The sequence below is a fragment of the Cupriavidus respiraculi genome, from assembly GCF_914271545.1.
GTDB lineage: Bacteria > Pseudomonadota > Gammaproteobacteria > Burkholderiales > Burkholderiaceae > Cupriavidus > Cupriavidus respiraculi.
On sequence record NZ_CAJZAH010000003.1, the window covers coordinates 71797 to 97138 of the forward strand.

The following is a 25342-nucleotide window of genomic DNA, read 5'->3' on the forward strand; positions in this document are numbered from 1 at the left end:
ACAGGAGTCCATCATGCAGACGGCCCAACAGGAATTCACCGGCAACGCCGGCCAGGCAGGGATCGCGCAGCCGAGCCCCGCTGCTGCGCAAGCATCCGGTACCTACCTGGACTACAAGATCATCCGCCGCAATGGCGCCGTGGTCGCCTTCGAGCCGAGCAAGATCTCGGTGGCGATGACCAAGGCCTTCCTCGCCGTGAACGGCGGGCAGGGCGCGGGTTCGGCGCGCGTGCGCGAGCTGGTCGAGGGCCTGACGGGCAACGTGGTGCGCGCGCTGGTGCGCAGCCGCCCCAATGGTGGCACCTTCCACATCGAGGACGTGCAGGACCACGTCGAGCTGGCGCTGATGCGCTCGGGCGAACATGAAGTGGCCCGCGCCTACGTGCTGTACCGCGAGAAGCGCAACCAGGAACGCGCACAGGCCAACGCGCAGGCCGTGGCCCGCGTGCAGCAGGGCGGCGTGTCGGTCAACGTGACCGATGGCGGCAAGACGTTCGCGCTGGATGTCGGCGCGCTGCACAGCCTGATCGACAACGCCTGCGCCGGCCTGGGCGGCAGTGTCGACGCCGAGCCGATCCTGAAGGAAACGCTGAAGAACCTGTACGACGGCGTGCCCCTGAGCCAGGTCTACGACTCGGCCATCCTGGCCGCTCGTACCCTGATCGAGAAGGACCCGGCCTACAGCCAGGTCACGGCCCGCATCCTGCTGCACACCATCCGCAAGGAAATCCTGGGCGAGGAAGTGACCCAGAGCCAGATGGTCAGCCGCTACGCCGAATATTTCCCGAAGTTCATCGCGCGCGGCATCGAGGCCGAACTGCTGGACGAGAAGCTCGCCACGTTCGACCTGGCCAAGCTGGGCGCCGCGCTGGACGCGCAACGCGACTTCCAGTTCAACTACCTCGGCCTGCAGACGCTGTACGACCGCTACTTCCTGCATATCGACGAGCAGCGCATCGAGATGCCGCAGGCGTTCTTCATGCGCGTGGCGATGGGCCTGGCGCTGAACGAGAAGGACCGTGAGGCGCGCGCCATCGAGTTCTACCAGCTGCTGTCGTCGTTCGACTTCATGTCGTCCACGCCCACGCTGTTCAACTCGGGCACCCGCCGCTCGCAGCTGTCGTCGTGTTACCTGACCACCGTGTCGGACGACCTCGAAGGCATCTACGAGGCGCTGAAGGAAAACGCGCTGCTGTCCAAGTTCGCCGGCGGCCTGGGCAACGACTGGACCAACGTGCGCGCGCTGGGCTCGCACATCAAGGGCACCAACGGCAAGTCGCAGGGCGTGGTGCCGTTCCTGAAGGTCGTCAACGACACCGCGGTGGCGGTCAACCAGGGCGGCAAGCGCAAGGGCGCGGTGTGCGCGTACCTGGAGACGTGGCACCTGGACATCGAGGAATTCCTCGAGCTGCGCAAGAACACCGGCGACGACCGCCGCCGCACGCACGACATGAACACGGCGAACTGGATTCCCGACCTGTTCATGAAGCGCGTGATGGAAAACGGCGAATGGACGCTGTTCTCGCCCGCCACCTGCCCGGACCTGCACGACAAGGTCGGCAAGGCGTTCGAGGAAGCCTACCTGGGCTACGAAGCCAAGGCGGCGCGCGGCGAGCTGAAGCTGCACAAGAAGATCCCCGCCATGCAGCTGTGGCGCAAGATGCTGGGCATGCTGTTCGAGACCGGCCATCCGTGGATCACGTTCAAGGACCCGTGCAATATCCGCAGCCCGCAGCAGCACGTCGGCGTCGTCCACAGCTCGAACCTGTGCACCGAAATCACGCTGAACACCAATGACAGCGAAATCGCGGTGTGCAACCTCGGTTCGGTGAACCTGGTGGCCCACCTGACGGACGGCCCGAACGGCACCAAGGTGCTCGACCACGCCAAGCTGGAAAAGACCATCCGCACCGCGATGCGCATGCTCGACAACGTGATCGACATCAACTACTACGCGGTGGACAAGGCGCGCAATTCGAACCTGCGCCATCGTCCGGTCGGCATGGGCATCATGGGCTTCCAGGATTGCCTGCACGTGCTGCGCCTGCCGTACGCCAGCAACGAGGCCGTCCAGTTCGCCGATACCTCGATGGAAGCGGTGTGCTACTACGCCTACCAGGCCTCCACCGAGCTGGCCGAGGAGCGCGGCCGCTACAGCACCTACGAGGGCTCGCTGTGGGATCGCGGCATCCTGCCGCAGGACTCGCTGAAGCTGCTGGCGCAAGAGCGCGGCGGCTACCTGGAAGTGGACCAGTCGTCGACGATGGACTGGGACAAGCTGCGCGCCCGCATCAAGCAGCATGGCATGCGCAATTCGAACTGCATCGCGATCGCCCCGACCGCGACCATCTCGAACATCATCGGCGTGTCGGCCTGCATCGAGCCCACGTTCCAGAACCTGTACGTGAAGTCGAACCTGTCGGGCGAGTTCACGGTGGTCAACGACTACCTGGTGCGCGACCTGAAGGCACGCGGCCTGTGGGACGAGGTGATGGTGGCCGACCTGAAGTACTTCGACGGCTCGCTGGCCCGCATCGACCGCATCCCGGCCGACGTGCGCGCCATCTACGCCACCGCCTTCGAGGTCGAGCCGACCTGGCTGGTGGAAGCGGCCAGCCGCCGCCAGAAGTGGATCGACCAGGCCCAGTCGCTGAACATCTACATGGCCGGCGCGTCGGGCAAGAAGCTGGACGACACCTACAAGCTGGCCTGGCTGCGCGGCCTGAAGACGACCTACTACCTGCGCACCATGGCGGCCACCCACGTCGAGAAGTCGACCGTGTCGCGCGGCTCGCTGAACGCGGTGTCGTCGGGCAGCGAAGGCGGCATGGCCGCATCGAGCCTGGACCGCGCCGCCGCGTCGGCCCCGGCGATGCCGGAAGCCGAAGGCGCCGTCTGCACGATGCGCCCGGGCGACCCGGGCTTCGACGAGTGCGAGGCCTGCCAGTAATACGTAGCCCGCGCCGCCCGCCCCCGCGCCAATGCGAGGCGGGCGCGGCGCGGCACCCGAGCATTCCACGGAGAACCACATCATGCTGAGCTGGGACGACGACGTTCAAGCCACCCCGCAGCCTGCCCCGCAGCCTGCGCTTCAACCTTCGATGCAACCCGCGCTGCAGGCCGCCGTCACGGCCGACCAGCAGGGCGTGCTGCCGCCGGCCGCCACCCAGCCGGGCAACGGCATCCTGGGCAACAACCCGAACGCCGCGGCCGCGCAGAGCGACCGCCGCGTCAACGCCGCCGACAAGCGCGTGATCAACGGCTCCACCGACGTCAACCAGCTGGTGCCGTTCAAGTACAAGTGGGCCTGGGAAAAGTACCTGGCCGGCTGCGCCAACCACTGGATGCCGCAGGAAATCAACATGTCGCGCGATATCGCGCTGTGGAAGGACCCGAACGGCCTGACCGAGGACGAGCGCCGCATCATCAAGCGCAACCTGGGCTTCTTCGTCACCGCCGACTCGCTGGCCGCCAACAACATCGTGCTGGGCACCTACCGCCAGATCACGGCGCCGGAATGCCGCCAGTACCTGCTGCGCCAGGCCTTCGAGGAAGCGATCCACACGCACGCCTACCAGTACATCGTGGAGTCGCTGGGCCTGAACGAGGCCGAGATCTTCAACGCGTACCACGAGGTAACGTCGATCCGCGACAAGGACGAATTCCTGATCCCGTTCATCGACACGCTGACCGATCCGTCGTTCAAGACCGGCACGCCGGAGAACGACCAGAAGCTGCTCAAGTCGCTGATCGTGTTCGCCTGCATCATGGAAGGCCTGTTCTTCTACGTGGGCTTCACGCAGATCCTGGCGATGGGCCGGCAGAACAAGATGACCGGCGCCGCCGAGCAGTACCAGTACATCCTGCGCGACGAGTCGCTGCACTGCAACTTCGGCATCGACCTGATCAACCAGATCAAGCTCGAGAACCCGCACCTGTGGACCGCCGAGTTCAAGGCCGAGATCACCGAACTGTTCAAGAAGGCGGTGGACCTGGAATACCGCTACGCCGAGGACACCATGCCGCGCGGCGTGCTGGGCCTGAACGCGCCGATGTTCAAGAGCTACCTGCGCTTCATCTGCAACCGCCGCTGCCAGCAGATCGGCCTCGATCCGCTGTTCCCGAACGAGGAAAACCCGTTCCCGTGGATGAGCGAGATGATCGACCTGAAGAAGGAGCGCAACTTCTTCGAGACGCGCGTCATCGAGTACCAGACGGGTGGGGCGTTGTCCTGGGATTGACGGCTGGCGTCAGCGGCGGACGGACTTCTTGCGACACGTCCCGCTCCGCTGCCCCCTGCTGGTCATGGGAGAGCGTGCAATTCTGAAAGAAGTTTGGCTGATGATGAATTGCCCATAGTGCGGTGCTGAGAGGATCGGGCTCCGGGGGCTGCCCGCCCCTTCCACTCCCTCAGCGAGCCCTACCATGACAGCTATCTCAGCATTGCTGCGTTTCAAGAACGTCGCGCAGTTCGAGTCGAACTGGTGTTTCGGGCCTGTCCCCTTCGGCCCCACAATCTCGCTTCAAAAAGGGAAGCCGTTTCAGGTCAAGGGTCACCGCTTCGCCATCGAGGTACGCGGTAGCCGGTACCACGTGCGGGATCTCAAGGCAGATTCCTTTTTTGACGCGATCCGCAAGTTCTTCACGTTCATCGGACGTGCGGCAACAAGACGGCAGTTGCAGGCCATTGTGGGACGGGTCGTTGCGGAACCGGTGTGCAGCATCCCGATCGGGCCACCGTTAGGCTACCCGTGCATCGACGAGTCCGGCATCCCTTCCATGAAACGCCCGTGGATCGGGTTCCCGGGCGACCTGTCGCAGTTGTTCGCCAGCGGCACTGTCGCCCCGCTGCAGCGGGAGGAAGTACCGCCTTGCGCCGACGGCACGCTGACGATCCTGCGGCAGGTTCCGGCGGAACCACAATTGTCTCCGCACAGCTTCCCGGCCCATCAGTACATCGGCGACACCCCCTCGGCGCCGCCATACGAGGGCAACGATGCCTCCCTCCATAGCGTCAACCTCGCCCCGTCTGCGCCGCCATACGAGGCCGAGTTGGCCTCCTGCCCTTACGTCGACCTCGTCCCCTCGGCCCCGCCATACGAGGAAAGCGAGGCGCCTCAGCCCGGTGCGGGACGGCCCCCCGGTGGCAGGCTCTACCCTTCGCTGGAGGAGTACGGGTTCAAGGATGGGACCGAGGATGGGGTCCCGTGCGCGGGCAATGCTGGCTGGCTGCCGGGCTGGGGTCCTTCCAGCTAGCCGCCAGCGCGCTTGACCGTAAACCCCTGAGCCTGCAGCCTGCTGACCACCAGCTCGCGATGGTCACCCTGGATCTCGATCACGCCGTCCTTGACGGTGCCGCCCGAGCCGCACGCCGCCTTCAGTTCCTTGCCAAGCCTGGCAAGCGCGATGGCGTCGAGCAGCACGCCGGTGACCAGGGTCACGCCCTTGCCCTTGCGCCCCTTGGTGTCGAGCGACACGCGTACGATGCCGTCGCCGCTGGGTACGGCCGGCGCCTTGCCGCAGACGCATTGCGCGGCGGGTTTGCCGCAGCCGGGGCACATCCGGCCGTGTTCGGTGGAGTAGACAAGGCCGCCTGAAGACTTGCGAGAATTCATGGTGTTGTCACAGCGTGCGTGCCCGTCAGACCTTGCGTTCGCCGCCCAGCGCTTCGGTCAGGTCGTCGAGCATCTTCGACAACTCCCCCGCCATCAGCGTGAAATCGGCATCGAAGCGTTCGTCGTCGTCGCGCGCCGTGCCATCGTTCTGTTCCTTGAGCACGTCCAGCGGCGCCACGCGCTTGACGGCCAGCGAGTCGGTCAGCACGAAGGACACGCGGTCGTTCCATGTCATGGCCAGGCGCGTGCAGCGCTTGCCCGCGGCGATATGGCGGCGCAGCTCCTCGGGCTCCAGCGGATGGCGCACGTAGCGCACCGTGGCCTTGCTCTCGGCGCTGGCCTGCAGCTCGATTTCCTGGTCGACGGTGAAGCCGGCGGGCGCGGTGTCGCTGGACAGCCAGTCGGTCATTGCCGCCACCGGCGACTGGTTGACGTGCAGGTTGATCAGCGGCAGCGGATCGAGGGCCTTGAACAGCAGCGTGCGCACTTCGTCCGCCTTGGCCGGGCTGGCGGCGTCGATGGCGAGCCAGCCGCCCACGGGGTCGATCCAGACGCGGGTATCGCGCCGGATGCTGAAGGCGCGCGGCAACAGTTCCTCGGTGATCTGTTCCTTCAGTTCCTTCATCTGCTTGCGGCCGGGCTTGAAGCCCTGCTGCTCCTCGATTTCCGCGGCGCGCGCCTTGGTCACCTGATTGACCACGGTGGTCGGCAGCAGCTTCTTCTCGGCGCGCATGGTCAAGAGGATCTGCTTGCCGACGCAATGGGCGAGGGGACCGTTGTCGCGTACGGGCGCCCAGCCCTGGGTCTGCATCTCCAGGCTCGTGCCGGGGTAGAAGGCATGGCGCGCCAGGAATTGCTCGATCTCATCGGCGCCCAGCGTCCACGGCGCGGAAAAACGGTGCAGCTGAAGATTCTTGAACCACATGGGAATTCGGCCAAAGGGACGAATTCTACCGACAAGGGAGACGCGGGAAAAAGCCCGGTTGTGTAACAGCGGCGGAAAGCGTGCGCTGCGCTCGCCTGCGCCGCAAAGGCGGTGGGGAACGGAGAAAGGCCGGCGAGTCCGGCGGTAAACGAGGCGAAAGGGACAGGGGAGAGAGCGGGCAGCGGGCCGGCCACGCCGGCGCTGCTTCTGTCTCCCGTGCCCCTCTCTCGCCGGCGAGGCCGGCGCGAAGTCGGCACGCGCCCTGCGCGCTCAGATGTCCAGGCGGGTGATCTTGGTGCCTTCGAGGCTCAGGCCCGCCATCAGACCGGCGTTGGTCATCGCGAAGCCGATCACCGGCTGCTGCGCCGTGTTGGTGTCGATCGCGCCGTTGGCACCGACCTTGGCCACGGCCACGGTGGCATCGACGCCGGCCGCCCAGCCCTCGCTCTTGACGAACTTGTCCAGCGCGTCCTGCGTCATGAACATGAAGATCAGCGCCTTCGACTGCGCGCCGATCTGCCAGCCCAGCGAGCCGGAGATGGTGCGGTAGTAACCACGCGTGGCATTGCCCACGCGCAGCGCGCCGTCGCCATATTCGCCGCCCACGAAGAAGCCGGCCGACAGCGTGCGCGGGAAGACCAGAATGCCGCGGGCCTTGTTCCCGAGGTCGCGCGAGCCATTGACGGTGGTGTACAGGCGGTTCAGCGTCGCTTCGACGCCGGCATCGATCTCGCGGCGTGCCGCCGCCTTGTCCTTCGGCGCATCCTTGGTGGTCGTGCACGCGCCGAGCAGCAGGCCGCTGCCGGCCAGTGCCACGCTCAGGCCCGCACCAGCGCCTGCACTTAGGAATTGTCTGCGTTCCATGTTGTTCTCCTGTTTGTCCTTGCATCTCGCGATGCAAATCCCATCCGGGCCGCCCTGGCTCCCGCAAGGCCAAGATAGGTCAAGAAGCTGACAAGTCCCGCGGGCGTGTCTCGCGGGCTGCAAGGTGCGCTGCCCGGATTCGCGTCGTCCGACTTGTCTTGCTCGCCTGAGCAATATACAAAGCAAAGAGCACAATCGCTGTAGGACGGACAGCGGCCGGGGAGCGGTATCTGTCCTACACGGCACCTTGCAAACTCCTGACACAACTTAACGGAACTTTTGGCGGAACCGTGGTTGTGTCGTACTGTCCATCCCGCATGCAAAAAGCCCTCGCCCTCGCGCCCGTCCTTCTGCTTCTAGCAGCCTGCGCCTCGCAAGCGCCCACCAACGGCGAAGCCGCCGCCGAAGCGGCCCAGGATGCGGCCACCGCGCAGGCCGCGGTGGCGTCGGCCCAGCCGGCCGAATGGCAGATGCTGCGGCAGCGCTATACCCTGTGCACCAAGGAAAAGGCCGAAGCCGGTGCCCGCGGCTCGGACAATACGCAGAAGGTCGCGGCGGCCGCGATGAAGTCGTGCCGCGAGGAACTGGAGGCCGTGCGCAGTTCCTTCCGCGACTACCTCAACGCCCAGATGGTGTCCTCGCACGGCCGCGCCAGCGCCAAGCAGGCCACCGAGCGGATGATCCGCGATACCGAGGACAAGACCCGCGCCTACCTGGTCAAGCACGTCGAGTACGAGCGCGCGGTGACGGCGCGGCGCTAATCTCCTTCGTCCTATCCAGCCATACTCCGGGCCGCCTGCATGGCGGCCTTTTGCATGGTGGCCGCCTCAATGCGGCGCCGGCTCCCGCGCGATCGGGATGCCGCGCAGTTGTCCCGCGGCGGTCCCGGCCCGCTCCGGGCGCGGATAGCGCGCCGGGTCGAACCGATGCAGTAACTCGGCAAGGCGCGCCGAGGCCAGCGCGTGGCTGGCGAGCTTGACGTGGCCGAAGCCGCGTATCCGCGCGGGCACCAGCGCGATCTCGGCGGCAAGCGCCAGATTGCCGGCGCTCAGGTGCGGCAACAGCGCGCGCAGGAGGCCGTCGTATTCGCTTGCCAGCCGTCGCTCCAGCCGCCGCTCGGACGAGCGCCCGAACGGGTCGAAGCGGGTGCCGCGCAGGCGCTTGCCTTTGGCGAGCCAGCGCAGCGCCGGCCACAGCCACTGGCCGACCTCGATCTTGCGCGGCGCCGCGCCGTCGGCGCCATGTCGTGCCAACCATGGCGGCGCGAAGTGGAAGGCGATGGCGAACGGGCCGTCGAACTGGGCCTGCAGCCTGCGCCGGAATTCCCCGTCGGTGTAGAGCCGCGCCACCTCGTACTCGTCCTTGTAGGCCAGCAGGCGGGCATATTGCGCGGCCACCGCGCGGGTGAGACGCAGCGGAGCGCCGGGCGCGGCAATGCGCGCTTCCGCTTGCGCCACCGTGTCCACCAGGTCCCGATAGCGCCGAGCGTAGCGGGCGTCCTGGTACGCCGTCAGCAGCGCCTCGCGGTCGGCGATCAGCGCCTCGAGCGGCTGGTCCTCCGATGACGGCGCGGGCCGGCCGTGGCCGGGCGCGCCGAGCCGGTGCAGGGTTGCGGGATCGGCCGCGGCGAGGCGGCCCAGCGCCAACGCCTCCAGATTCGCCCCGACGGCCACCTCGTTCAGTTCGATCGCGCGGGTCAGCGCGGCCAGCGATACCGGCACCAGACCCTTCTGCCACGCGAAGCCCAGCAGCACGATGTTGGCCGCCACCGTGCCGCCCAGGAAGGCGGTGCACAGGGCATGCGCGTCCAGCGTGTCCACACCGCCGGAGCCCGCCGCATGCCGCAGCTTGGCGAGCAGGTCGTCCGCATGCAGGTCGGCGTCCGGATCGCGCAGGAAGGCGGCCACCGGCGTCTCGTGCGTATTGACGATGACCTGCGTGCGCCGTGGGGCGATGGTCATCGCGACGTCGGGCGAGGCGCCGACCGCGAGGTCGCAGGCGACGATGGCGTCGGCCTGCTGCGCGTCGATGCGCGCCTGGTTCAGCCATTGCGGCCCGTCGGCGAGCCGCACGAAGGACAGCACCGCGCCGCCCTTCTGCGCAAAGCCCATGAAGTCGAGCACGCTGGCGACGCGCCGCTCCAGGTGCGCCGCCATGGCGATCAGCGCGCCGACCGTGACGATGCCGGTGCCGCCCACGCCCGCCACCAGGATGTCGAAGGGCCCCGGCGACACGCGCGCCTGGGGCGGCGGCAGGCGGGCGGCGAGGGCGCCCAGCGGCGCCTCGCCCTCGCCGCTGCCGATGCCGGCGGGCCGGCGCAGCGTGCCGCCCCTGACCGTGACGAAGCTGGGGCAGAAGCCCTTCACGCAGGAATAGTCCTTGTTGCAGCTGGCCTGGTCGATGCGCCGCTTGCGGCCGAGCGGCGTCTCCAGCGGCTGCACGGCCAGGCAGTTGGACTGCACCGAGCAATCGCCGCAGCCTTCGCACACCGCATCGTTGATGAAGAGCCGCCGCGGCGGGTCGGGCACGCGCCCGCTCTTGCGGCGGCGCCGCAATTCGGCCGCGCACGTCTGCTCGTAGATCAGCACGCTGACGCCCGGCGCCTTCCGCAGCTTGCGCTGCACCGCGTCCAGCGCATCGCGCCCATGGAGCGCGGTGCCGGGCGGAAAGCGCTGCTGCATCGCGAGCAGGCGCTCCAGGTCCTCGCCAACCACCACCACGCGGGACACCCCCTCGGCGGCCACCTGGCGCGCCACGGCGTCGACCGTCAGCGGACCGTCCACCGGCTGGCCGCCGGTCATGGCGACCGCGTCGTTGCACAGGATCTTGTAGGTGATGCGCGTGCCGGCGGCCACGGCCTGCCGGATGGCGAGATAGCCGGAGTGGTAGTAGGTGCCGTCGCCCAGGTTCTGGAACACGTGCGGCGTCGCGGTGAACAGGCTGTGCGAGACCCAGTCCACGCCCTCGCCGCCCATCTGGATCAGGCCCGAGGTCTCGCGGTCCATCCAGCTCGCCATGAAATGGCAGCCGATGCCCGCCTGCGCGCGCGATCCCTCCGGGACGCGGGTCGAGGTGTTGTGCGGGCAGCCCGGGCAGAAGAAGGGCTGGCGGCGCACCGCGTCGGCTGCGTTGGACAGCAGCGGATGCTCGCTGAACAGCGGCACCAGCGCGCGCCGGTCCAGCGCATGGGCGAGCCGCGCCAGCCAGTCGGCGACGGGCGCCATCAGCCGCGAGGGGCGCAGTTCCTCGCGCTCGGGCAGCAGCGGATGGCCGTCGCGGTCCAGCTTGCCGGCGATGGCCGGACGCACGCCCTGCGGCGCGTTGTAGAAGAGCGAGCGCAACTGCTGTTCGACGAGCGGCCCCTTTTCCTCGACCACCAGGATCTCGTCGAGTCCGCGCGCGAACGCGAGCAGCCGCGTCGGCTCGACGGGGTAGGCGAGGCCGAGCTTGTAGATCCGGATGCCTGCGGCGGCCAGCGCCTCGGGGGCGATGCCCAGCCGCCGGAACACCTCCATCAGGTCGTGATGCGCCTTGCCGCAGGTAACGATGCCCGCGCGCGCCTCGGGCGCCTCCACGATGGTGCGATCGATGCTGTTGATGGCGGCGAACGCGCGCACCGCGGCCAGCTTGGCGCCTAGCCGGATTTCGATGCGCGGCGAGGGCAGGTCGGGCCAGCGGTAGTGCAGGCCGTCCGCGGGGGGCGCGTGGCCGCCGGCCGCCCGTACCGCATCGGCGTCGCGCCAGCGGGCGGCGCGGGCGTGGAGCCGGTCCAGATCCACGGTGGTGGCGCTCTCGATGACCTCCGACGGCGTGGTCAGCCCGACCCAGTTGCCGGAGTAGCGCGACAGCGCCCAGCCGTAGAGCCCGAATTCGAGTGTTTCGGCCACGTCGGCCGGCGCGAGTACCGGCATCGACCACGCCTGCATCGCCAGCCCGCTCTGGTGGGACATCGACGAGGACACGCAGCCGTGGTCGTCGCCCGCCACGACCAGGACCCCGCCGTGCGGCGAACTGCCGTAGGCGTTGCCGTGCTTGAGGGCGTCGCCTGCCCGGTCCACCCCCGGGCCCTTGCCATACCAGAGGCTGAAGACCCCGCAGACCGTGCGCGCGGGGTCGCGTTCGACCTGCTGCGTGCCCAGCACCGCGGTGGCCGCCAGTTCTTCGTTGATGGCCGGCACGAAGCGCACGCCGGCGTCCTGCAGCAGCGCGCCGGCGCGCCACATGGCCTGGTCCACCATGCCCAGCGGCGAGCCCCGATAGCCGCTGACGAAGCCGCCGGTCGCCAGCCCGCGCGCGCTGTCCATGCGCGCCTGCTCCAGTACCAGGCGGACCAGCGCCTGTGTGCCCGACAGGAAGACCTGGCCGCCCGGGGCGCGCAGGTTGTCCGAAAGCTGGTAGTCCAGCAGCGCGGTGGGGGCATCCATCGGCGTCTCCTGTGCGGCGGGCGCGTCGGCCGGCCCGATCCGTTCTGGCTGATGCGTGCGGCCCGCGGGGACGGGCGTGCGTCAATGGTAGGTATCCGCGTCGAGAAATTGCTTTCTCGTTGTTCTCCCGATTGGCTAGATTGGAGAAAACCTTTACGCAAAAGCGACGCACATGAGAAGAGACGAGTTGCTCGACGACTACGCCCGCCGCATCCTTGCCGAATTGCAGCGCGACGCGCGGCAGTCGCTGCAGCAGTTGTCCGCGGCGGTGGGGCTGTCGGTCACGCCCTGCTGGAAGCGGCTCAAGGCGATGGAAGAGGCGGGCGTGATCCGCAACTACACGGTGTGGGTCGACCGCGAGCGGGTGGGCCTGTCGAACTGCGTGCTGGCCGAGATCAACCTGGCGCGGCACAGCGAGACGGTGGTGGAGGAATTCGAGGCGGCCGTGCGCGCCTGCCCGGCGATCGTGGAGTGCTACAGCACCACGGGGCAGGCCGACTACCTCATCAAGGTACTGACGCCCGATATCCGCGCCTACGACGACTTTCTGCACAACATCGTGTTCCGGCTGCCCGGCGTGACCGGCATCCGTTCCAGCATCGTGCTGCGCGAGGTCAAGAGCGGCGCGCCGCTGCCGATCGGGCCGGCCCGGCGGCCCGCGGACGGGGCGCGCTAGGCCGCGCCGCGCATCAGAGCATTTCCAGCGGGCTGGGCCCGCGCGGCGGCGGGAACAGCTGGTCCAGTTCCGCCAGCTGCTCGGGCGACAGCGCCCGGCTCGCGGCCACGGCGTTGCGGCGCAGTCGTTCCGGCCGCGCGGTCTTGGGAATGGCGATGACGTCCTCCTGCGCCAGCAGCCAGGCGAGCGCCGCCTGGGTCGCCGTCATGCCGTGCCGGGCGGCGAAGGCGGCCAGCTGCGGATGCCGCGCGAGCCTGGCCTGCTCGATCGGGGAATACGCCATCACCGGAATCCGCAGCCCGCGCAGCCACGGCAGCAGGTCCCATTCGATGCCGCGGCGTCCGAGGTTGTAGAGCACCTGATTGGTCTGGACCTGGTCTCCGCCGGGCAGCGACCACAGCTCGCGCATATCGTCCAGGTCCAGATTGCTCACGCCGAAATGGCGGATCTTCCCCGCCTGCTGCAGCGCGAGAAAGGCTTCGAGCGTCTCCGCCAGCGGCACCGTGCCGCGCCAGTGCAGCAGATACAGATCGATGCGGTCCGTGCCCAGGCGCCGCAGGCTCTGCTCGCACGCCGTCACCGCATCGCGGCGGCCGGCGTTGTGCGGATAGACCTTGCTCACCAGGAACGCCTCGTCGCGCCGGCCCGCGATGGCCTCGCCGACCAGGCGCTCGGCGCGCCCTTCGCCATACATCTCGGCGGTGTCGATCAGGCGCAGCCCCAGGTCCAGGCCCAGCCGCAGCGTGGCGATCTCCTCGTCGCGCACGGCGGGATCGTCGCCGAGGTTCCAGGTGCCCATGCCGAGGGCGGGTACGCGTTCGCCCGAGGGCAGTTGCACGAGCTTCATGGGATGGTTTCCGGTATCGAGCGGTTGGCGGGACGGGGCGGCCGCACGACACTGCCCGGCCACCCCATCACCGTAGCGAATCGGTGGGCGAAGCTCAAGGCGCCCGCTACCGCTGCCTCGCTATTGCGCGTGCTGGTAGCGGTATTCCTGGGTCTGGCCGCCATAGCCATACGCCGCGGCGCGGGCGTCGATCACGTGGATATAGGAGCAAGGGTGCACATCGCCGATCAGCTCCGACAGCGCCTGGTACACGGCTTGCAGGTAGCGCGCCTTCTCGACCTTGGTGTTGGTCTCGTCGGTCACGCTGATATCGAGATGGAAGGCGTTGCGGCCGCGCGCGGACAGCGGCTTGCCGGCGATGATCCATGCCTCCCGCTCGATGTACTGGACGGTGATGGCGATCAGTTCCGGGCGCTTGCCCAGTACGCTCTCGGTCAGCGCGGCCACCGCGCCGGCGGCGCGTTCGGTCAGCGCGGCATCGGGCTTGCCGGAGATCTGCAGATTGATGTGTGGCATGGTCTTTCCTCCTGGTCGACGGCGGCGGATTGCCATCCGGTGAAGCCATGCTAAGCTGCCATCAGCCATCGGAAAAGCGGGAAGTTCCGATGCCAACCATCGGATAAAGCGAAACAAAGCCATGCGTGGATTCGACCTCGACCAGCTGCGCACCCTTGTCGTGGTGGCCGACAGCGGCAGCCTGTCGGCGGCGGCGCCGCGGCTGTACCTGTCCCAGTCGTCGGTCAGCGAACAGCTGCGCAAGCTGGAGGAGCGCGCCGGCGTGCCGCTGCTCACGCGCGGCAAGAAGGGGGCGGTGCCCACCGCGGCGGGGCTGCGCCTGCTCGAGTACGCGCGCCGCATCCTGGACCTGAGCGCGGTCGCGCTGCAGGACCTGCGGGGGCATGCGCTGGAAGGAGAGCTGCGCCTGGCCATCACCGACTACTACCGGCCGGGCGAGATCGCCGGCATGCTGCGGCGCCTGCGCGAACACTATCCCTATCTGCGCCTGCACGTGACCGTCATGAAGAGCGCGGCGATCGAGGCCGCGGATGCCATGGACCAGTTCGATATCGGCCTGACCATGCGCATCGTGGGCAAGCGAGGCGGGGGGCCAGCGGCGCGCGGCATCGCGTTGCGCCGCGAGGCACTGGCGTGGGTCGCGGCGCAGGGCGAGGCCGACGCCATGCCGTCACCGTTGCCGATGGTGCTGCTGCCGGATACCTGTTCGCTGCACCAGTACGTGGTGCAGGCGCTGACGCGCTCGCGCGTGCCGCATGTGATGGCGCATTCGGCGTCGGGAGTGGCCGGCTTGCAGCTGGCGCTGGCGGCGGGGCTGGGCGTGTCGTGCCTGAACGAATCGGCGATCGGGCCGGGCATCGCGCGGCTGGACGGGCGCGCCGCGGCGGCGCGGCGGCTGCCGGCGCTGCCGCCGGTGGAGTTCTGCCTGCTGCCGCCCCGGCGCGGCGAGTCCGCCCTGATCGGGCAGGCGCGGGAAGCCCTGGCCGCGCAGTTCGGCTGAGAGGCGTCAGCCTTCCGCCGCGCTCTGCCGCACCAGCCAGTTGCGGAACGCGCGCGCGGACGCTGTCTCGACCCGGTCCTGCGGCCACAGCGCGTAGTAGCCGCCGCCCAGGCTGGCCGCCGCGTCGCAGGCGCGCACCAGCAGCCCCTCGCGCAGGCAGGCGTCGATCATATGGCGCCAGGCCAGCGCGATGCCCTGGCCCTCCATCGCCAGCTGCAGCAGGATCGGGTACTGGTTGGCCACCATGGCGTTCGCGGACCGCGCGTCCGGCACTCCGTTGTGGGCAAGCCAGGTTTGCCACGACATCCACTGGCGCTGGCCGTCCTCGAGCATCAACAGCGTTTCGCCCGGCAGGTCGGCGGGCCGCAGCCTGCGCCCATTCAGATAGTGCGGCGCGCAAACAGGGAACACTTCCTCGTCGTAGAGCCGGCGCGCCGACAGTCCCGGCGGCGGTCCGCCGCGCAGGTAGTACATGCCGATGTCGAACTCGGTATCGGACAGCGAGGCCAGGCTGTCGTTGACGATCAGGCGCAGGTGGTAGTCGGGATGGGCGGCGCGGAAACGCGCCAGCCGCGGCGTCAGCCACAGCACCGCCACGCCGGACGAGCAGGCCACCGTCAGCTCGGTCGGGCCCTTGCGCTTCATCACCTCTTCGGTGGCCTCGGCGCAGCCGACCAGCAGCCGCTGGACCTGCTCGGCATAGCGCTGGCCGCTGACGGTCAGCCGCAACGCGCGCGGCTCGCGCACGAACAGTTTCTTGCCGAGGAAGCGTTCGAGCTGGGCTACCTGCCGGCTGATGGCGCTCTGCGTGAGGTGCAGTTCGGCGGCGGCACGGGTGAAGCTGCCCTGGCGCATGGCGGCCTCGAAGGCGACCAGGCAGGGCAGGGGAGGCAGGGGGGAAATGCGCATGACGCACGCGGGGGAAGCGATGGAGCCGCCATGATAGACGGTCGCGACCGCCGCGTGCGCAGCGTTCAGGCGGCGCGCCGGTGCACGCGGCCGTTCTGCACGACCACGTCGATGCGTTCGCCCTGGCCCGTCAGCACGCCGATGTCGGCCAGCGGATCGCCGTCGACCACCAGCACGTCGGCCAGCGCGCCGGCGGCCACCGTGCCCAGTTCGCCGTCGCGCTGCAGGATGGTGGCGGCGATGGTGGTGGCCGAGCGGATCGCCTCCAGGTTGCCCAGCATCTCGGCACGGATGCGGAACTCGTCGAGCTGGTAGTCGTGCATCTCGCCCAGCAGGTCGGAGCCGAAGCCCATCGGCACGCCGGCCTCGGCATAGATGCGCAGCGAGTCGCGGCCGGCCTGGCGCACGGTCTCGATCTTGGCCACCGAGTCGGCCGGCAGGCCCAGCCGCGCGCCGTCGCGGGCGAGCGCGTCGTAGGTCACCAGCGTGGGCACGACGAAGGCGCCATGCTTGCGCATGACCTCGGCCGCTTCCCGGTCCACCAGGTTGCCGTGTTCGATGGTCCGCACGCCGCAGCGCACCGCGCGGATGATGGCGCGCGGCGTGTAGGCGTGCGCCATCACATAGGTCTGGGCCGCCTCGGCCTCGGCCACGATCGCGCGGATCTCGTCCTCGCTGTACTGCGTGTTGCCGATGGGGTCGGTGGGCGATGCCACGCCGCCCGAGGCCATGATCTTGATCTGCGTGGCGCCCTTCTGGATCTCCTCGCGCACCGCCAGCCGCACGGCGTCGACACCGTCGACCACGCGGCCGATGGCGCCGGCGCGGAAGGCGCACGAGCACGGCTCCAGCACGTCGGACCGCGGGCGGAAGTCGCCGTGGCCGCCGGTCTGCGACAGCGCCTTGCCCGACGGGAAGATGCGCGGGCCGGGCACCAGCCCGGTGGCCACCGCCTGCGACAGGCCCCAGTCCGCGCCGCCGGCGTCGCGCACCGTGGTGAAGCCGCGCGAGAGCATCGCCTTGAGGATCGGAAGCGCGCGGATCGCCACCAGCACATTGGGCTGCACGGCGTTGAGGCCGAGATTGGCGAGCGACGCGAGCACGTGCACATGGCAGTCGATCAGGCCGGGCATCACCGTCTTGCCGCCGGCGTCGATGCGCTGGGCATCCGGCGCGTCGATGGGCGTGGCGGACACCTGGACGATGCGGTCGCCGTCGATCAGCACGTCATGGCGGGGCAGCATCTTGCCCTGTGCCGGGTCCAGGACGTTGCCGCCCGAGATAAGGATGCGAGTCATATCAGTGTCGTTGGAGATAGCTGGGTTCGCGCACGAAGCGGGTACCGACCAGGCTGATGGCGGCCGCGATCATCACGTAGAACGCGGGGGCCATGCTGTTGCCCGTGGCGGCGATCAGCCAGGTGATGATGAAGGACGCGAAGCCGCCGAAGATGGTCACCGCCAGGTTGTAGGCCACCGACAGGCCGGTGGACAGCACCTTGGCCGGGAACAGTTCCGAGAAGGCGGCGAGGATGGGGCCGGTATAGGTGGCGATCAGCACGCCGAACACGAGCTGGAACACCAGCAGCGTGGTCAGGCCCGGCGCCTGGTTGATATAGACGAACATCGGATAGGCCAGCACCAGGATCAGCAGCGCCGAACCGGACAGCAGCACGCGGCGGCCGATGCGGTCGGCCAGCAGGCCCACCAGCGGCGAGAACACCATGATGGCCAGACCCCCCGCCATGCCGGCGATAAAGCCGTCCGCCTGCGGCACCTTGAGCACCTTCACCGCGTACGTCGGCATATAGAACAGCAGCACGTAGGTACACACCGTCCACAGGATCACCATCGAGAAGCTGGCGGCGGTCTCCCGCGGGTATTCCCGCAGGACTTCCGACAGCGGCGAATCGGAGCGCTCGGTCTCGTCGCGGAAGGTCGGCGTCTCGTCCAGGTGATGGCGGATGTAGTAGCCCACCGGGCCGATGATGATGCCCAGCAGGAACGGCAGGCGCCATCCCCAGCTATGCAGCGCCTCGGTCGACAGCGAGCTGGTCACGAACGTGCCCACCGCCGCGCCGAGCAGCACCGCCACGCCGATGCTGGCCTGGATCCAGCTCGAGTAGTAGGCGCGCTGGCGGGCCGGTGCGTATTCGGTCAGGAAGGCGGTGGCGCCGCCCATCTCGCCGCCCGCGGAGAAACCCTGCATCAGCCGGGCGATCACGATCAGCAGCGGGGCGAACAGGCCGATCTGCTCGTAGGTGGGCGCGAGGCCGATGATCGTGGTGCCCAGCGCCATCAGCAGGATGGTCAGCGACAGCGCCGCCTTGCGGCCCACGCGGTCGGCGTAGACGCCGAGGATGATGCCGCCGACCGGCCGCATGAAGAAGCCAACCCCGAAGGTGGCCACCGCGAGCAGCAGCGAGGTCAGCTCGTTGTCGGTGGGAAAGAACAGCTTGGCGATGATGACGGCGAAGAAGCTGTAGACGGTGAAGTCGAACCATTCGAGGCCGTTGCCGATCACCGTGGCGATGATCGCGCGCCGGCGCTGGCTGGCATGGACGACAGGTAGCGCTTCTGGATAGGCGGCGCTTGCTGGCATGGGTTTCCTCCTTGGGGTGTTCACGACCGGCTGCGCGCTGCCGGTGGATGCCGGCACGGCAGGGGATGGACGATGGTAGAGGGACCGCATCGCGGCGCGGAAACGATATCTGCGCATGTCCGCATGCGGTCCGCGCATGGATGCTCGTTGCCCGCATCGCATGCTCGCGTGCGATGGTGATGGCATCGAGTCGATGCGCAACGCGATCAAGCGTTGCGTCGGCGCATCACTTCATCGACGCGCATCGCGTCGAAGCGAGTCATCGCGATGCGCGTCTTCCTTGCCTCGCGACGAGCGCGCAGCCGGACCGCGCCACGATGCGATCGCGCGTCGGCGCATCGCTGACAAAGGGCCTCGATGGTGGGCCGACGAACGCGGTCGCGCGGGCTCGCATCGAGACGGCTCGACGCTCGCGGCAGGCGCGCGCGCGGTAGCGCACGAGCGCGGGGCACTTCCCGCGATGCCTTGTTTCATGCGGGTTTCGGGCAGACGGGCGGTGCGCCGATGCGCTCGCATGCGGGGTATGCGAGCGTTGTGCAAGCGTGTGCGAACGCGTCGCGAGACGGTGCCGTGTGCGATGCCGAAACGCGCATCGGAGGGGGTGTCGATGCGTGCGATCGCAGGTCGTCGACACGCTCTCGCAGGCATCGAATCGCGTCTGGCGATCGGGCGAAAAACAGATGCGCAACAGCGTCTCGTATCGATGCGAACACGATGCCAAACACAGCATCGAAGTCGACGCGTTGACGCCCCGTTTTTTTTGAACTTTTTTCTTAACATCGTTGACCAAACGAATTATGATTCGCCTTGACAAGAGTCTTACTTCATTGCATGGAAGCGTCGTTGCTGAACGATGAACTTGAACAAAGCGCAACGCGATTCGATGCAGTGATGCAGGTAGCCGAGGAGCACTAGAACTTTGACGCAGAACAAGCCGGGCTGGCTTCTTACAACGCGTGCAGTGTCCTGTGGCCAAGCTAAGGGATGGGCTGGCTACCTCCAAACGATTGACGTCCGCCGTGCGCGAGAACTCGCTCGCTGCGCAGGCTTGCCGTCAGATAACTCCAGGTTGCATGTCGCGCGCCGTCACGATGAACGGGATGCGCGGATCGAATTTTTCAGGACGCGGCGCGCGTCCGCGGCGCGAATGCGCGCCGCGCCGGGCCGCGATTGCATTGCCATCGGCAATGCGCCTGCCACCGAATTCATTAGCGTGCGACAGCCAGTACGTCGTGCGCCGATGAATCGCTCGCTCGGCTGGGGTCGCAATGCAGGTTCGCGCCTCGGGCCGGTCGGGTTGCCCACTTAGGTATTCGATATTCACGCTCAAGTGAAGGAGTTATCCATGGCAACGACTGCGAAGAAGAAACCTGCGGCCAAGAAGGCTGCTCCCGCCAAGAAGGCCGCCGCCAAGAAGGCAGCACCGGCCAAGAAGGCTGCACCGGCCAAGAAGGCTGCAGTGAAGAAGGTAGCGGCGAAGAAGGTCACGGCGAAGAAGGCCGCACCGGCCAAGAAGGCCGCTCCCGCCAAGAAGGCAGCAGCGAAGAAGGTAACCGCGAAGAAGGCGGCACCGGCCAAGAAGGCAGCGGCCAAGAAGGTCACCGCGAAGAAGGCGGCACCGGCCAAGAAGGCAGCAGCGAAGAAGGTCACCGCCAAGAAGGCGGCACCGGCCAAGAAGGCCGCAGCGAAGAAGGCCCCCGCCAAGAAGGCGGCACCGGCCAAGAAGGCTGCTGCGAAGAAGGCCCCCGCCAAGAAGGCCGCTGCCAAGAAGGCGCCTGCGAAGAAGGCCGCGCCCGCCAAGAAGGCAGCTCCTGCCAAGAAGGCGACCGCCAAGAAGGCAGCCCCCGCACCGAAGCCCGCCGCCGCTCCTGCCGCTGCTCCCGCAGCCGCAAAGACGACGCTGAGCCCGGCCGCAGCCTGGCCGTTCCCGACGGGCAACCGTCCGTAATCGCGCCGCTCCGGAGCCGCGCATTACGTCCTCAGCAGGGCATCGCCAGGGCACGCATGCCGTGCCCCCATGACCGGATACGTGGTATCCGGTCCGCGGGACGCCAGTCTCGCCAACCCGCCGACGGCGCAAGCCTCGGCGGGTTTTTTGTTTTGGTCGATCGGTCTTGTCGGCTTCGGCGGGCCGTCACCCTCACCCCCGGCCCCTCTCCCGCGTGCGGGAGAGGGGAGCAGACCAACGGTGTTCGCTCCCGCTGGCGGGAGAGGGCCGGGGTGAGGGTGATCGCCCGCCGAAGCCACGGACCCCAGCACCCCAAACAAAAAACGCCGCACCCCAAAAAGGGCGCGGCGTTTCGCCGGCGAACGCGCGACGTCAGCGCGTCAATGCGTGACCCGGGTGACCCCGCCCGAGGACAGCAGGCGCACGCGCTCGCCGGGGCGGAAGGCTTCGTCGGCGTCCTGCGTGATCGCGCGCATCTCGCCGTTGTCCAGGCGCACGGTGATCTCCAGGCCGCGACGCTGGTTGATGCGATTCTCGGTCGCGCTGCCGGCGATGCCGCCTAGCACCGCGCCGAGAATGCCGGCCGCCACCGAGCCGCTGCCGCTGCCGATGGTGCTGCCGGCCGCGACGCCGCCGAGCGCGCCGCCCGCGATGGTGCCCACCCCGGTCTGGTCATGCTGGATCATGACCTCGCGCACGCTCTCCACCACGCCGTAGCGCAGCGTCTGCTCGCGCTGCGCCTGACCCGGCGAATAGATGCTGGAGGAGTTCGACTGCGTGGAGCAGCCCGCCACGAGGCTCGCGGCTGCGAGGATGGCGACGCCGCCGATACGGATCAGGGTGTTCATGGTGGTTCCCGAGAATGGTTAGGCGTAGCGGTAGCCGAACGCGGACTCGAATCGCTCGCCGATCTGCTCGCGCGTGAGGCGGTGGTTCTGCGGCCCCTGGTGCGCGATCTTGATCGAGCCCATCAGGCTGGCGAGCCGCCCGGTGGTTTCCCAGTCCAGTCCCTGCTCGATGCCGTACAGCAGGCCGCCCCGGAAGGCGTCGCCGCATCCGGTCGGATCGACGATCCGGTCCGGTTGCACCGCGGGAATATTGTACTGCCGCTCATCGGCGAAGATGCTCGCGCCGCGTTCGCCGTGGGTCACGATATAGGCGCGGACCCGGCCGGCGATGTCGGCGGCGCTCCAGCCCGTGCGGGACAGCAGCACCTGCGCTTCATAGTCATTGACCGTCACGTAGCTGGCGAGTTCGACGAACTGCCTCAGGTCTTCACCCTGAAACAACGGCATGGCCTGGCCCAGGTCGAAGATGAACGGCACGCCGGCCTCGGCGAACTGGCGGGCGTGGTGCAGCATGCCTTCGCGGCTGTCCGGCGCGACGATGCCCAGGCTCGGCGGGTTCGGGCCCTTGAGCGCGTCCTGCACGTGCGAGAGCTGCGACTGGTTCATCGCGCCCGGATGGAAGGCGGTGATCTGGTTGTTCTCCAGATCGGTGGTGATCATGGCCTGGGCGGTGAAGGTGTCCGGCAGGGTGCGGATATGCTCGGTGGTGATGTCCAGTGCGCGCAGGTATTGCAGGTACGGCTCGGCGTCGATGCCGACCGTGGCCATGACGATGGGATCGCCCCCCAGCAGCTTCAGGCTGTAGGCGATATTGCCGGCGCAGCCGCCGAATTCGCGACGCATGCCGGGCACCAGGAAGGACACATTGAGCATGTGGATCTGGTCCGGCAGGATGTGTTCGCGGAAGCGTCCCTCGAACGTCATGATGGTGTCGTAGGCGACGGAACCGCAAATCAGGCTGGCCATGCTTTCTCCAAGGTCTTGCCGCCGGCGGGCGGCGGGTCGTGCGACAGCGTCGCGGCGCGCTTCGGTGGCGCGCCGGGCTGCCATGAAAAAACGGCCACCCGCGCGATGCGGATGGCCGCGGGCGCTTGCGCGCCGCGCTTACTTCAGCGCGGCCAGCGCGGCGTCGTAGTTCGGCTCGTTCTTGATCTCGCCGACCAGCTCGCTGTACTTGACGGTGTCGTTCTCGTCCAGCACCACCACGGCGCGCGCGGTGGCGCCCGCCAGCGGGCCGGTCTTGATATCGACGCCGTAGTTGCCCTTGAACTCGGCACCGCGCATCAGCGACAGCGGCACCACGTTGGCCAGGCCCTCTGCCGTGCAGAAGCGGCCCATCGCGAACGGCAGGTCCGCCGAGATGGTCAGCACCACGGTATTGGGCAGCGTGCTGGCCGCTTCATTGAACTTGCGGGCGGAGGCCTGGCAGACCGGCGTGTCCAGGCTCGGGACGATATTGAGCACCTTGCGCTTGCCGGCGAAGCTGGACAGCGTCACGTCCTTCAGGTCCTTGCCGACCAGCGAGAAATCCGCCGCCTTGTCGCCCGCCTGGGGAAACTTGCCGGCCACTTCGATGGGGTTGCCGCCGAGGGTCACATTGCTCATGGTTGCTCCTAGGGTTGTCGTGCGGACTCGGGCCGGTCCGGGACGGACGGGGGGGCGCCGCACGAAGATGATCGGGCCGGGATCAGGGGTAGTAGATCAGCACGCGGTAGTTCGCCGCGCTGTCCGGCGTCCGGAATCGTACCCGAACCGGCAGCTCGGTGTTCGCCGCCAGGCCCTGGCGGGCCAGCGCCCGCTCGGCAGGCTGCAGATAGTCGGCCGGCTGCAGCACGCGGCGCAGCAGCAGATCGTCCTGCAGGTCGGTCAGCACCAGCTCGATCGCGGGCAGGGCCACCACGGCGGCGCCATGGTTGCGCAGCGCCACCGACAGCTGGTATTCGTCGCCCTGGTCGTCCAGCTTCTGCAGCTGCGAGCTCTCGATGCGCAGCGCATCGATGTCGCGCCAGGGCGGTACCGCGCACCCCAGCGGGGCGCAGGCCGCCTCCAGCGCCGGGCGCAGCCCCGGGAAGCGGCCGGCGAGTTCGCCGCGGGCCAGGTGGACGCCCGCGAGGATCGCGGCCAGCACCAGCAGCACCAGCGCGACGCGCAGCGCGATGGCGCGGCGCCGCCGGCCATCGGCAGCTCTGGCCTGCGGCGTGCGGACTTCACCCGGATGGCCGTGGCGCAGGAAATCGGGGGAGAACCGGCCGGCGGCCAGCCGTGCGGAAGCGGGAGCGGGATCGGCGGGGACGTCCTGCCGGACCCACTTGCGCGTGGTCTGTTCGCGGGCCACCGCGGCGGCCGTCGCGCCAGCGATGGGATCGACGCGGTCCGTATCGAGCACCGTGTCCTGCGCCGGCGCGCGCAGATAGCCGCCGGCGCTGTGGGAGACCGGCGCGGAGGCGGAGGCGGAGGGGGACGGCCCGCTGCCGGCGGGCGCTGCGGGCTCTTCGCGTTCTTCGGGGCCTTCACGCTCGGCGCCCTTGTCGTCTTCGTCGCCCTCATCGCGCTGCGTGGGCTCGTCGCCGGCATCGTCCTCGATCACGCCGGGAACGAAGGTCGCGATGGGCTCGTCGCCGTGCGCTCCGTCCTTAGCGTTCTCGTCGTGCCCGCCGTCACCGTCGTCCCGGTCTTCGTTCGGGACGTCGCCGTTCTGCCCGGGCTCGCCGTCGCGGGCCGCCGTGCCCGCGGCGTCCGCAGTGCGCGCTGCCCAATCGGCGTCGCGATCCGGAACCGGCGTGCGTGCGGGAAAGTCGGCGTCGTCGAACATCATGACCGTCGGAGCGTCGAGCGCGGGAACGTCGTAGCCGGCCTCCAGTTCGCGCGACCACACGGGCAGACGCTGCTCGTCGTCGTCCGTGTCGTGCTCCTTGTCTTGGTCTTTGCCTTGGTCCTCGTCGGCCTTGCCGTCGTCTCCGTCGTCCGCGGAAAGCGGAGCGGAGGCCCCAGTTTCCCTCACGGTCGCGGGCGAAGGCGAGGGCGGCGAGGCTGGCAAGGACGGGGGAGCGGCCGGCGCGACCGCGGGCGCGGCCGCGGCGCTGGCGCCATCGGCCGGTGTCACCGGCACTTCGATCAGATGGTCGCGCGCATCGAAGACGGTATCGCAATGTCCGCAGCGCACCAGGCCCTGGCGCAGGCGCAGCTGGTCCGCCACCACGCGGAATGCGGTGCGGCATGCCGGACAGCGCGTGACGAGCCGGGTGGCGCCCATCGCCATGCCTTACGCGGCGCTATCCGCGCGGGTGCCGTGCAGGCATACCCACCCTTCGTCGCTGCGCCATACCGACAGCGGCAGCCACGGCGCATAGGCCGCGGCCACCTCGTCGGCCTGCCGTTCCAGCACGCCGGACAGCACCAGCCGGCCGCCGGGCCGCACGCGCGCGCTGAGCATCGCGGCCATCAGCTTCAGGGGGTTCGACAGGATATTGGCCACGACCAGGTCGTAGCTCTGGTCGGAGGCGGGGCCGGGCAGCGCGAAGGTGGCCTGCACACCGTTGCGTTCGGCGTTGTAGCGCGACGCTTCGACGGCATTGGGATCGATATCGATGCCGACGGTCGGGCCCGCGCCGAGCTTGCGGGCGACGATGGCCAGGATGCCGGAGCCGCAGCCATAGTCCAGCACGGTCTCGCCGGCCTTCACATTCTGTTCCAGCCACTGCATGCAAAGCCGCGTGGTGGGATGGCTGCCGGTGCCAAAGGCGAGGCCGGGGTCCAGCTCCAGCACCACGGCGTCTGGCTCGGGGGCGTCGTGCCACGACGGCACCACCCAGATGCGCTCGCCGATGCGGATGGGCTCGAACTGCGATTGCGTCAGCCGCACCCAGTCCTGGTCCTCGACCGCGCGCAGCTCGTAGGCCGGCGAGGGGTCCATGCCGAGCGCGTTGGCCGCGGCGGCGACCGCCAGCGCGGGGTCGGCGCTGTCGTCGAACAGGGCCACCACGCGCGAGTGATTCCACGCGAGGCGCGTCGGCTCCATGCCGGGCTCGCCGAACAGCGGTTGTTCATCGGGCGTATCGGCGTCGGCATCCTCCACCGATACCGACAGCGCCCCCAGGTCGAACAGCGCGTCGGACCAGGCTTCGGCCTGGTCCTGCGCGATGACGATCACACATTCCTGAAATGCCACG

At 68.6% G+C, this 25342-nt stretch carries 22 protein-coding genes; 7 read left to right on the plus strand and 15 right to left on the minus strand.

Annotated features, from left to right (window positions below; translation table 11 throughout):
* Nucleotides 1-13 precede the first annotated feature (13 nt).
* The 3 genes from LDO27_RS15415 (at nt 14) to LDO27_RS15425 (ending at nt 5256) form a co-directional block, all read left to right on the plus strand.
* Entirely contained in the window at nt 14-2950 is a 2937-nt protein-coding gene (locus tag LDO27_RS15415) for a ribonucleoside-diphosphate reductase subunit alpha (RefSeq protein ID WP_222208542.1), read from the plus strand.
* 82 nt (nt 2951-3032) lie between these two features.
* The gene (locus tag LDO27_RS15420) at nt 3033-4241 is read left to right on the plus strand and encodes a ribonucleotide-diphosphate reductase subunit beta (protein ID WP_222208541.1); all 1209 of its coding nucleotides are present in this window, start codon (nt 3033-3035) and stop codon (nt 4239-4241) included.
* Between the two features lie 184 nt (nt 4242-4425).
* The gene (locus LDO27_RS15425) at nt 4426-5256 is read left to right on the plus strand and encodes a hypothetical protein (RefSeq protein ID WP_224042619.1); all 831 of its coding nucleotides are present in this window, start codon (nt 4426-4428) and stop codon (nt 5254-5256) included.
* Here the strand turns inward: LDO27_RS15425 and LDO27_RS15430 are convergent.
* The 3 genes from LDO27_RS15430 to LDO27_RS15440 all read right to left on the minus strand — a co-directional run bounded on the left by LDO27_RS15430 (nt 5253) and on the right by LDO27_RS15440 (nt 7404).
* On the minus strand, nt 5253-5615 hold the full coding sequence (locus tag LDO27_RS15430; RefSeq protein ID WP_222208537.1) for a translation initiation factor Sui1: 363 nt from the start codon (nt 5613-5615) through the stop codon (nt 5253-5255). The two genes, LDO27_RS15425 and LDO27_RS15430, sit on opposite strands and share 4 nt — an antisense overlap.
* A 25-nt stretch (nt 5616-5640) precedes the next feature.
* A complete protein-coding gene (locus LDO27_RS15435) occupies nt 5641-6540 on the minus strand; it encodes a recombination-associated protein RdgC (RefSeq protein ID WP_224042621.1) in 900 nt (299 codons plus the stop codon).
* Nucleotides 6541-6810: 270 nt separating this feature from the next.
* Nucleotides 6811-7404, minus strand: a complete 594-nt coding sequence (locus tag LDO27_RS15440) for a BPSL1445 family SYLF domain-containing lipoprotein (RefSeq protein ID WP_224042622.1) — start codon at nt 7402-7404, stop codon at nt 6811-6813.
* A gap of 317 nt (nt 7405-7721) precedes the next feature.
* Here LDO27_RS15440 and LDO27_RS15445 point away from each other — a divergent pair, with 317 nt between their 5' ends.
* On the plus strand, nt 7722-8165 hold the full coding sequence (locus tag LDO27_RS15445) for a hypothetical protein (protein ID WP_222208531.1): 444 nt from the start codon (nt 7722-7724) through the stop codon (nt 8163-8165).
* A gap of 66 nt (nt 8166-8231) precedes the next feature.
* On the opposite strand, the gene LDO27_RS15450 is transcribed toward LDO27_RS15445, so the two are convergent.
* On the minus strand, nt 8232-11828 hold the full coding sequence (locus LDO27_RS15450) for an indolepyruvate ferredoxin oxidoreductase family protein (protein ID WP_224042624.1): 3597 nt from the start codon (nt 11826-11828) through the stop codon (nt 8232-8234).
* Nucleotides 11829-12000: 172 nt separating this feature from the next.
* Between LDO27_RS15450 and LDO27_RS15455 the strand changes: the two genes are divergently transcribed.
* Nucleotides 12001-12504 (plus strand): Lrp/AsnC family transcriptional regulator, encoded by a 504-nt coding sequence (locus LDO27_RS15455; protein WP_222208527.1) that lies wholly within the window; start codon nt 12001-12003, stop codon nt 12502-12504.
* Between the two features lie 13 nt (nt 12505-12517).
* Here LDO27_RS15455 and LDO27_RS15460 read toward each other — a convergent pair whose 3' ends face one another.
* Both LDO27_RS15460 and LDO27_RS15465 read right to left on the minus strand, forming a co-directional pair.
* Entirely contained in the window at nt 12518-13351 is an 834-nt protein-coding gene (locus LDO27_RS15460) for an aldo/keto reductase (protein WP_224042625.1), read from the minus strand.
* A 120-nt stretch (nt 13352-13471) separates the two neighbouring features.
* On the minus strand, nt 13472-13867 hold the full coding sequence (locus LDO27_RS15465; RefSeq protein ID WP_224042627.1) for a tautomerase family protein: 396 nt from the start codon (nt 13865-13867) through the stop codon (nt 13472-13474).
* A gap of 121 nt (nt 13868-13988) precedes the next feature.
* Here LDO27_RS15465 and LDO27_RS15470 point away from each other — a divergent pair, with 121 nt between their 5' ends.
* A complete protein-coding gene (locus tag LDO27_RS15470) occupies nt 13989-14867 on the plus strand; it encodes a LysR family transcriptional regulator (protein ID WP_222208522.1) in 879 nt (292 codons plus the stop codon).
* Nucleotides 14868-14873: 6 nt separating this feature from the next.
* Here the strand turns inward: LDO27_RS15470 and LDO27_RS15475 are convergent, their stop codons facing one another.
* The 4 genes from LDO27_RS15475 to LDO27_RS15490 form a co-directional block, all read right to left on the minus strand.
* On the minus strand, nt 14874-15776 hold the full coding sequence (locus LDO27_RS15475) for a LysR substrate-binding domain-containing protein (protein WP_222208520.1): 903 nt from the start codon (nt 15774-15776) through the stop codon (nt 14874-14876).
* Between the two features lie 65 nt (nt 15777-15841).
* Nucleotides 15842-17074 (minus strand): metal-dependent hydrolase family protein, encoded by a 1233-nt coding sequence (locus LDO27_RS15480; protein WP_224042628.1) that lies wholly within the window; start codon nt 17072-17074, stop codon nt 15842-15844.
* A gap of 1 nt (nt 17075) precedes the next feature.
* On the minus strand, nt 17076-18377 hold the full coding sequence (locus tag LDO27_RS15485; RefSeq protein WP_222208516.1) for an MFS transporter: 1302 nt from the start codon (nt 18375-18377) through the stop codon (nt 17076-17078).
* Between the two features lie 1054 nt (nt 18378-19431).
* The gene (locus LDO27_RS15490; protein ID WP_224042630.1) at nt 19432-19707 is read right to left on the minus strand and encodes a hypothetical protein; all 276 of its coding nucleotides are present in this window, start codon (nt 19705-19707) and stop codon (nt 19432-19434) included.
* A 15-nt stretch (nt 19708-19722) separates the two neighbouring features.
* Between LDO27_RS15490 and LDO27_RS15495 the strand changes: the two genes are divergently transcribed.
* Nucleotides 19723-20325, plus strand: coding sequence for a histone H1-like DNA-binding protein (locus LDO27_RS15495; RefSeq protein WP_222208511.1), 603 nt, complete (start codon nt 19723-19725; stop codon nt 20323-20325).
* Between the two features lie 380 nt (nt 20326-20705).
* On the opposite strand, the gene LDO27_RS15500 is transcribed toward LDO27_RS15495, so the two are convergent.
* The 5 genes from LDO27_RS15500 to prmA all read right to left on the minus strand — a co-directional run bounded on the left by LDO27_RS15500 (nt 20706) and on the right by prmA (nt 25341).
* Nucleotides 20706-21173, minus strand: a complete 468-nt coding sequence (locus tag LDO27_RS15500; protein WP_224042632.1) for an outer membrane lipoprotein — start codon at nt 21171-21173, stop codon at nt 20706-20708.
* Nucleotides 21174-21191: 18 nt separating this feature from the next.
* Entirely contained in the window at nt 21192-22139 is a 948-nt protein-coding gene (locus LDO27_RS15505) for a carbohydrate kinase family protein (RefSeq protein WP_222208507.1), read from the minus strand.
* 138 nt (nt 22140-22277) lie between these two features.
* Nucleotides 22278-22778: a thiol peroxidase gene (gene tpx, locus LDO27_RS15510; protein WP_224042634.1), complete on the minus strand. Its 501-nt coding sequence runs from the start codon at nt 22776-22778 to the stop codon at nt 22278-22280.
* 82 nt (nt 22779-22860) lie between these two features.
* A complete protein-coding gene (locus tag LDO27_RS15515; protein ID WP_322790818.1) occupies nt 22861-24432 on the minus strand; it encodes a DUF3426 domain-containing protein in 1572 nt (523 codons plus the stop codon).
* 3 nt (nt 24433-24435) lie between these two features.
* Entirely contained in the window at nt 24436-25341 is a 906-nt protein-coding gene (gene prmA / locus LDO27_RS15520) for a 50S ribosomal protein L11 methyltransferase (RefSeq protein WP_224042636.1), read from the minus strand.
* Nucleotide 25342 lies beyond the last annotated feature (1 nt).